General features: G+C 66.9%; 7 protein-coding genes and 1 riboswitch. Of the genes, 1 reads left to right on the top strand and 6 read right to left on the bottom strand.

Annotation, left to right across the window (positions count from 1 at the left end):
- Positions 1-154 precede the first annotated feature (154 nt).
- A riboswitch (TPP riboswitch) is annotated at positions 155-268 on the top strand.
- 56 nt (positions 269-324) lie between these two features.
- Positions 325-1,614: a phosphomethylpyrimidine synthase ThiC gene (gene thiC, locus Q1X76_RS09670; protein WP_300719626.1), complete on the top strand. Its 1,290-nt coding sequence runs from the start codon at positions 325-327 to the stop codon at positions 1,612-1,614.
- Between the two features lie 617 nt (positions 1,615-2,231).
- Here the strand turns inward: thiC and Q1X76_RS09665 are convergent.
- From Q1X76_RS09665 to Q1X76_RS09640, 6 genes are all read right to left on the bottom strand, one after another.
- Positions 2,232-2,984 carry an ABC transporter ATP-binding protein gene (locus Q1X76_RS09665; RefSeq protein ID WP_300719624.1) on the bottom strand — a complete coding sequence of 251 codons (753 nt, stop codon included), beginning with the start codon at positions 2,982-2,984 and terminating at the stop codon, positions 2,232-2,234.
- Positions 2,981-3,736 (bottom strand): cobalt ECF transporter T component CbiQ, encoded by a 756-nt coding sequence (gene cbiQ, locus Q1X76_RS09660; protein WP_300719622.1) that lies wholly within the window; start codon positions 3,734-3,736, stop codon positions 2,981-2,983. The genes Q1X76_RS09665 and cbiQ overlap by 4 nt, the downstream gene beginning before the upstream one ends.
- Before the next feature lie 9 nt (positions 3,737-3,745).
- Positions 3,746-4,561, bottom strand: coding sequence for a cobalamin biosynthesis protein CbiL (locus Q1X76_RS09655; RefSeq protein WP_300719620.1), 816 nt, complete (start codon positions 4,559-4,561; stop codon positions 3,746-3,748).
- Positions 4,558-5,196 carry a cobalt transporter CbiM gene (gene cbiM, locus Q1X76_RS09650; protein ID WP_300719618.1) on the bottom strand — a complete coding sequence of 213 codons (639 nt, stop codon included), beginning with the start codon at positions 5,194-5,196 and terminating at the stop codon, positions 4,558-4,560. Before cbiM ends, Q1X76_RS09655 begins: the two co-directional genes overlap by 4 nt.
- 60 nt (positions 5,197-5,256) lie before the next feature.
- Positions 5,257-6,027, bottom strand: coding sequence for a DUF4198 domain-containing protein (locus tag Q1X76_RS09645; protein ID WP_300719616.1), 771 nt, complete (start codon positions 6,025-6,027; stop codon positions 5,257-5,259).
- 594 nt (positions 6,028-6,621) lie between these two features.
- The coding region (locus Q1X76_RS09640; protein ID WP_300719614.1) for a hypothetical protein at positions 6,622-6,801 on the bottom strand (180 nt) is incomplete at its 5' end.

Below are 6,801 nucleotides of genomic sequence, written 5' to 3'. Positions count from 1 at the left end.
CCGCAATAGCGCAGGGCCAGACGGCCGGCGGGGAGAGACCGCCCGGCGACGCCGCGCCACGGCAGGCAGAAAGGCCGCGCCCGACCGGACAGCACCCGCCGGGCCGCGTCATGCCGCCGGGCGGCTTTACAGCGGCAGCAAAGCCCGCTACAGTGCCCTCAGCTAGGGGAGCCGTGGACGGCAGTTGCACGGCTGAGAGTGGGATAGTCCCAGACCCTGTGAACCTGACGCAGTTCGCACTGCCGTAGGGAAGCTGAGCCGCACCCGCGAAAACAGGTCGTGGCTTTTTTTGCGCCCTGCGTCCCAACCCAAGGATGCAAACCCATGCCTTCCATCCTCTCCCGCAATGCCGCCCTGCGCGGCCTTCTGGACCAGCATCTGGCCGCCCTTGCCCAGGAAGAGGGCCTGGCCCCCGAAACCGTCACCAGCGCCATCGAAGCCGGCAGCATGGTCCTGCTGGGCAACCCGGCCCATGCGGGCCTGGCGCCCATCGTCGTGGGCCAGCCCGCGCGCATCAAGGTCAACGCCAATATCGGCACCTCGCCGCTGTGCAACTGTCTGCATACCGAAAAACGCAAGCTGGCCGCCGCCCTGGAAGCCGGGGCCGACACGGTCATGGACCTTTCCATCGCCGGTGATCTGGACGCCATCCGCACCGGCATGCTGGCCGCCTGCCCCCGCCCGCTGGGCACGGTGCCCATGTATTCCGTGGGCCAGCAGATCCTGGACAATAACCGCGACATCGCCAGCATGCGGCCCGACGACCTCTTTGCCGAGATCGAGAAGCAGGCCCGCCAGGGCGTGGACTTCATGACCGTGCACTGCGGCCTGACCAGGCGCGGCGCGGAAATGGCCGTCAAGGAAGACCGCGTCATGGGCGTGGTCTCGCGCGGCGGCTCCATGCTGGCCCGCTGGATGCTGGAAAACGGCCGCGAGAACCCCCTGCTGGAATATTTCGACCGCCTCATCGACGTCTGCCGCCAGTTCAACGTCACCCTGTCCCTGGGCGACGGCCTGCGTCCCGGTGCGGGCGTGGATGCCGGTGACGCCGCCCAGTGGGAAGAAGTCATCACCCTGGGGCGCCTGGCCGGATACGCTCTGGAACAGGGCGTGCAGTGCATGATCGAAGGCCCCGGCCATGTGCCCATGCATCTGGTCCGCAGCCAGATCCAGGGCATCAAGCGCCTGACCAACAACGCGCCCCTCTACGTCCTCGGGCCCCTGTGCTGCGACAGCGCCCCGGGTTACGACCACATCGCCGGAGCCGTCGGCGGCGCGCTGGGCGTGGAAGCCGGGGTGGACTTCCTCTGCTACCTGACCCCGGCCGAACACCTGACCCTGCCCAACGAGGAAGACGTGCGCGCCGGCGTCATGGCCTCGCGCGTGGCCGCCCATGTGGGCGAGGTGGCCCTGGGACGCGAGCGCGCCGTGCGCCGCGAAGCCACCATGAACGCCGGACGCAAGGCCCTGGACTGGGACCTGATGCGCCAGGCCGCCCTGGATCCGCAGCAGCTGGACAAGCGCCGCGAGCAGCACAAGCATGAGGATGTCTGCGCCATGTGCGGCAAGTTCTGCGCCGTGAAGATGCTCAAGGACCAGAAAAAAGATCAGTAAAAGCCGGGGCGGGGAGCGCCTTGCGCCGCTGCCGGTGCCTGCGCGGTCTCCCATCCAGCGGGCACGGCCTGCGGCCCGCAGGGGCCGTCCTCCGCGACAGCCCCTTGCCCCCGCCCCTCTGCCCCGGAACGCTCCAGGACTGCCTGCTTTGCGGGCAGTCTTTTTTTGTGGCCGCCCGGCCCGCACCGCCCCGGCGCCCTGCGCGCAAAAAAACGCCCGGTTCCCCATGACAGGGATCCGGGCAGATCCATACCGCTCCGGCTCAGCGTGCTGGTATAAATTTTATGATCCATGCCAAACAGATAGAAAATATCTGCCACGCATGCCCAGTGGAGGACGCCCGCCGCACGCTCCCGCGCCCATCTGAAAAAGCGCGCCCAGGAAAGGAGGGGCTTTTCCTTCCCCCCAAACAGGCTGCGGCCAGTGTCAACGCTCCCCAGGGTCGGGAGTCATCATCGAGGCCGTGTTTTTGTGGAATATTCCAGCTACGCTGCCGCAATAAAAGATGGGGCTGCCCTAGCTCATTCCCCTTGGCCAGGACAGCCCCTAAAAGATCATTTTCAGAAATGAGGACTCCCGTCCTGTTTGCCTGAAGCAAAACCTCTTGCGTCCCGAGCCTAGGACAGATGCCAGTGCGGCTCCCCGCCCAGGGGATGGACGTGCTCGTGGCTGTGGCGCACATCAGGTGCGCAGGGCAGCAGGCGGCCTTCGCGGATGGTCCGGTACTCCCCGCAGACGGCGGACAGAAAATCCCAGTCGTGCGAGATGACCATTCGGGCCGTGGGCAGGGCGCGCAGGATGTCGATGAGCCGCTGCCGGGCGTCCTGGTCCAGATCGTTGGTGGGTTCGTCCAGCAGCAGGGCCTCCGGCTCCATGGCCAGCACCGTGGCCAGGGCCACCAGTTTCTTCTCCCCGCCCGACAGACGGTGCGTCAGGCGCTGCTCGAAGCCGTCCAGCCCCAGACGCCGCAGCGTGGCCAGGGCCTGTTCCCTGGCCTGCTCCGGCGGCAGGCCCAGATTGAGCGGCCCGAAGGCCACATCTTCCAGCACGCTGGGGAAAAAGAGCTGGTCCTCGGCATGCTGCAGCACGAAGCCCACCTTGCAGCGCAGGGCGTGGAAATCCTTTTCGTCGCGCAGGGTCTTGCCGTGGAAGCGTACCTGCCCCTTGCAGGGGCGCACCAGACCGGTGATGCAGCGGAACAGGGTGGTCTTGCCGCTGCCGTTGGGGCCGTAAAGGCCCACCTGCTGCCCGGCGGTCAGGGCGAAGCTGACCCCGCGCAGCACAGGGCGCGGACCGCGTGACCCGATGTAGGTCACATCCACCTCTTCCAGACTGAAAATGCTCGCCCCAGGCTGTTCCGGCAGGCTCACAGGCTCCCCCCCGCTTCGATCCAGAGGATGCACGCCAGACAGGGCGTCACCCCCAGCACAAACAACAGATCCGCCGGTCCCAGACTGAAGCTGTCCAGCGAATGGAAACGGCCCGAAAAACCGCGCAGCAGCATGGCCTCGCGCGTGCGCAGGGCCCGGTCATGGCTGCGCACCAGCAACAGCCCCAGCAGGGAGGCCACGGTCCTGTAGGTGTGCAGGCTGGTGCGCGGCCGGAAGCCGCGCAGCCGGGCCGCCGTCATCAGGTCCTGCCATTCCCCGGCCAGCAGATGGATATAGCGGCCGGTGAACAGGAAAAGGAAGACCAGCTTGTCGGGACAGCCCAGACGTTCCAGGGCATGGCCCAGGGCGGCGGCAGGCAGGCTGGCCACCAGGGCCAGAAAGACACAGGCGATGGCGTTGGACTTGAGCGTCACCAGCAGGGAAAGGTACAGGCCCTCCCGGCTGACCTCCACGAAATGCCATTGCCAGACCACCGTGCCGGGCGTGGTCCAGGGCGTGACCAGCCACAGGAAGAGGATGAAGACATTGACCGCCGCCAGCCGCCGCCACAAGGCGCGCAGGGGCGCCCGCGCCAGGGCCAGCAGGAGGCAGCCCAGCCCCAGCCCCAGACAGCAGGCCGTCACCTGCCGCAGCAGGGCCAGGGCCACCGCCAGCAGCACGGCCAGCAGCACGCGCAGACGCGGATCGGTCTGCTGGATGGAGGAATCCCGGACGAAAGGTTGCTCGAACATCCTGCCATGCTAGGGCCGACGCCGGGAAAAGTACAGCCCGATGCCCACCAGGCCCATGATCCAGCCCAGGCCGCCCACGATATCCTTCAGGTCGGGGCCCGCTCCACTGGCGGCGGCAAGGCTGCGGCGCAGGGGGGCCAGATGACGTTCCAGGGCCGCGTCCACGATGGTTTCCAGCTCCTCGCGACCCAGGGCGGCCGTCATGGCGGCCCCTGCCCCGCTCGTGGAGGACGCAGGAGCGATCCCTGTCCCGGTCACACTGGCTGCGGGCACGGTCCCCGTCCCGCTCGCAGCGGCCCCGGGCGCGGTCGTGGCTCCGGCAGCGGCCTTCGTCGATGCGGCGGCAGCGGTCGTCGCCGGTGTCGCATCGTCCCCGGCCTCCCGCGCCGACGGAATCGCGCTCCCGCCCCCGGTACCGGAAGCGGCCGTCGCCGGGGCGGACGCAGCCGCACGGGACGACGTCAGGCTGGAAAATTCAGCGGCATCCATGCACCATTCGTTCTGATGCCCTTCCCCGGCCAGGATGCGGATGCGCAGCCCGTGGCCCTGACGCGCCACGGCAGGCACGGGGAAGACAAAGGCCCCTTCCCTGTCCGTCCGCCCGCGCAGCAGTTCCGCGCCGGTCTGCAGGTCCAGGACCACCACCGTACCGCCCTGCACGGGCGCGTCCCGGCGGAAGGAAGATTCCACGCGCACGTTCTCCCCTTCCAGCCAGGCGAAGATATTGACACGGTGCGCCAGCGCGGGCCCGGCAGCGGACAGGGACAGCAGGCAGATCAGACAGAGGGCCAGACCGGCCGTGCAGAGCTTCGTAGATGCGTTCATGCGTCCTCCCGGGCGCTGTCCGGCGCGAGCGGCGTCATGCCCAGCAGCTCCGGGCGCACGCGCATGATGAAAGCCACCGTGAACATGGTCACCAGCCCTTCCACCAGCATGACCGGCAGATGGGCCAGCAGCAGCAACTGTGCGGCCAGCCAGAAGCCCTCGTCCGTGCAGGCCAGGGCCAGGGCCGTCAGCACGGCGGCCAGCGCCACGCCCAGGGCCCCGCCGCAAAACGCGCCCACGCGCACGCCCGTCATGCCGGGACACAGGCGGCAGACGCCCCGGAAGACATACCAGGAGGCCACACCGGCAAAGCCCATGGTGAAGGTATTGACCCCCAGGACCGTGATGCCGCCGAACTGGAAGAGCAGGGCCTGCAGCAGCAGGGCCACCAGAATGGACGGGAAGGCCGCCCAGCCCAGCAACACGCCCACAAGGCCGTTCAGCACCAGGTGCGCGCTGGACAGGCCCACCGGCACATGGATGAGCGAGCCCACGAAAAAAGCCGCCGACAAAATGCCCACAGCCACGAGACGGTCATACTCCAGCTTGCGCAGGCCCAACGCCGTCCCCGCCACGGCCAGTACAGCGCCGCCCCCCAGGACGGCAGGAGAAAGGACACCTTCCGCGATATGCATGGTTTTTCCCTCACGGCAGCGGACCGCGGCCCGCTGCCATGCTTGAGATCCTGTGTGGGCCTACCTGCCCAGGGGCGCTGCGAATTCCACCCAGATCACCGCGCCCAGTTCCACATCCTTGGGCGCGCCCTGATGATCCAGCTTTTCCCCGGCCGTGTTCAGGGCGGCGAAGCCCCACCAGCCCGCCCACGGCACACTGTAGGAAAAAATCCCGTTTTCGTCAGCCTTGACCACCTGGGTCACGAAATAGGCGTTGGGCGCCTTGTGGCGGCCGTCGCGATCGTAGCATTCCACTTCCACCACGGCCCCGGGCACGGGCTTGCCGTCCAGCAGCACGCGGCCCTGGAAGACATTGCCGCTGTAATTGGCAAAGGGACGGGTCAGGGGGACGATCTCCGTCTTCAGGCCCAGGGGCACGTCCCAGCCCTCTTCCTCGCCAAAAGCCGCCACCACGGTCTTGGTATAATGGATGATGAAGCAGTCTTCCGCGGGCTCGAAATAGGGCGCGGGCTCCATGGCGAACTGGTACACGCCGGGTCGCTTGATGGTATATGCGGCCTGCCAGGCCTGATGGCCCATGACTTTGGCCGGCTTGAGCAAAGCCGTGAGGTCTTCGGTCTTACCGTCCACCGTGACGGACACGGCCTTGGGCGCGGCCATGTCCATGCCCTGCATCTCCCTGGGATGCGAAAAGGAAACGTCCAGTTTCAGGGCGGCATCCTTCCTGGCCGTCACCGTGGACGCCGAAGGGATGACCATGCCGAAATGGGCTTCGGCCTGGCCGGCCATGGACAGCAGCAGGGCGAGCGCCGCGCAAGCAGTTTTCCACATGTTGTGCTCCTCGTGAAGCTGTGTGACATGACACCATCCTCCAGACGCTGCGGTGTCATAACGTACGCCACTAGTAACACGTTTTTTGAAAAAATAGCAACTCGTGATTGCGGTCTTCCCGCCCGGCACAGACGGCCGGACCGAAAAACGGCTCGCAGGCACGCGCAGCCAGACACACACCCCCTGTGCGTCCGGGAAGACGGCATTGCCCCGCGAGCTGATGCGGGGGAGGAGAGCCCTTTGCCGGCGCCAAAGGGCTCCCCCGTACCTCCCCATCCTCCCCAAACGCGCTTTATTCGCGACACGCGCTCCTGGCGGCAGCGGGATACCGTACCCGACAAGGAAAAATTTTGCGGGAGAGTCTCTACCATCGCAGAGACTGTCGCAGCTTCCGTCTCTTCATGGCATCCACAGCGAACCCGGCCTGCATCTTCTCCCTATTCCTCTACGGCCTCCATGCCCAAGCTCGGCCTGTCTGTCTTCTTCCGCCCCCTCCCTCATCAGGGACGCAACTGGCCGCCCACAGACGACAACAACCCATCGGCCCTGCGCCCTCACTCTTGCAAAAACACGAGCAGAGCAAGCGTTGTCACCTTATTCCTGCACCTTTCCCATATCGTTGTTGCCATTGCCCGCAGCCCAATCCCACACCAACGGACAGGCAACGACCATTCCCTTTCCCAGCAATCGAGCGCGTCGATTGGGCGGCGTGCGCCGAAGGCGCTGTGCCGCCCGCCCCGGCGCGCCCTGGTATTTCCGGGGACCCAGGGCGGG

The sequence above is a fragment of the uncultured Desulfovibrio sp. genome (genome assembly GCF_949282365.1).
Lineage (GTDB): Bacteria > Desulfobacterota > Desulfovibrionia > Desulfovibrionales > Desulfovibrionaceae > Desulfovibrio.
This window is presented reverse-complemented; position numbering and strand designations above follow the sequence as displayed.